This is a genomic window from Leisingera sp. ANG-M1 (genome assembly GCF_000813745.1).
Classification (GTDB): Bacteria; Pseudomonadota; Alphaproteobacteria; order Rhodobacterales; family Rhodobacteraceae; genus Leisingera.
The window spans coordinates 1-1,491 of record NZ_JWLC01000039.1 but is presented as its reverse complement, the minus strand read 5'-3'; the positions used below and the strand labels follow the sequence as shown (position 1 = coordinate 1,491).

Annotated in this window: 1 protein-coding gene; it reads left to right on the top strand. The window is 52.9% G+C overall.

Annotated elements, in window-relative coordinates; translation table 11 throughout:
• The first annotated feature begins 164 nt into the window (after positions 1-164).
• Positions 165-1,349 (top strand): type III PLP-dependent enzyme, encoded by a 1,185-nt coding sequence (locus tag RA19_RS24755; RefSeq protein ID WP_052262056.1) that lies wholly within the window; start codon positions 165-167, stop codon positions 1,347-1,349.
• Positions 1,350-1,491: the final 142 nt, after the last annotated feature.

The window sequence follows — 1,491 nt, the reverse complement described above, 5'->3', positions numbered from 1 at the left end:
GACTCCCCAGCGATGATTGCTCTCCTTGCTTGCACCTCAGTCGAACATGGCATAAACGCAATCCTAGGGAGCATCTATCAAAGCCTTATAAATATTCACGCACCACCATGGAGTGCAATAATGTTACGGGAAGGAAACTGTAATTTTACGGTCGGAGAACCAGAATGCGTATGACATGGTGGGAAAGTCGTCAGAATTTTTTGCAGCCAACTCTTGTATTGGACCGATCGGTTGTTACCACAAAGTTTTCAGACCTTTCTGCCGGCCTCGGCGATGTGGACATTTTCTACGCCGTAAAAGCGAATCCGCATCCAGATATTTTGAAATGCCTGCTTGACCGTGGCGCCTCATTCGATGCTGCATCTGGCGAAGAAATTCGTTTGTGCTTGAAATTGGGAGCTGACCCATCGGCCGTATCATTTGGAAATACGATAAAGTCTCCTCATGATATTAAGTTTGCTTTTGACAGCAATGTCCGGACATTTGCTGCCGATTGCCGTGCTGAGTTGGAAAAAATTTCGAGTTCTGCACCGGGCTCCGACGTGTTTATTCGGGTTCAGGTCGAGGCAGCCGGAGCGGACTGGCCGCTCGACAAGAAATTCGGCTGTGATCCGAAACAAGCGACAGCCCTGTTGAGCGCAGCTCGTGATCTTGGGTTGATACCACGCGGACTGTCATTTCATATCGGCAGCCAGGCCCGCTGCCCCTCAATTTGGGATTCCCCGATTGCACAGGTGTCGGCGGTCTGGAAAGACGCGCTCCGGTCAGGCATTTCTCTTAGCCTTCTGAACATCGGAGGCGGGTTTCCAGCGGTCTACGATCAGCCTCAAATGCCGTTGAGGGACTATTCCGCGACTGTCCGCCGGGCCTTGGAAGGGCACTTTCCTGGTGTCAGGAACCTCATGGCCGAACCTGGTCGATCTCTTGTAGCAGAGGCAGGTGCCATCGCTGCAAATGTTCTGCTTGTGGACCGCAAGCGCCCGAAAGATACGATGAGGTGGGTCTACCTTGATATCGGCGTGTTCAGTGGACTTGCAGAAACACTCTTTGAATCTATCCGCTACCCGCTTGCAACCGATTTTGATGATCAGGAGATGGGCCCCTGCATTCTGGCCGGGCCATCCTGCGATAGCACAGATATCATGTACCAGGAACAACCAGTTCAACTGCCTCTCGGCCTTACCAGTGGCAGTCGAATTCTAATCCGGAATGCAGGCGCCTATACCACAGCCTATGCATCGTCTGGTTTCAACGGCTTCCCGCCCCCGCGTGTTTTGATCTTGCCGGAACAAGCACCCATTTCGGCATCGCAAGATTGGGACAATTGTATTGACAGGATGCTGAATTAGTCAGGGCAGCGGGACGCTACTCTCTTCGATAGGATGAGTTCCCTCATCAACCTTCGGAATCGGAAGGTTGGAAGCAGGTGTGTGGCCGACTCACACCCCCAGGAACCGGGGTTCGCCCAGGACGACGTGTCCGGTGAAGTGC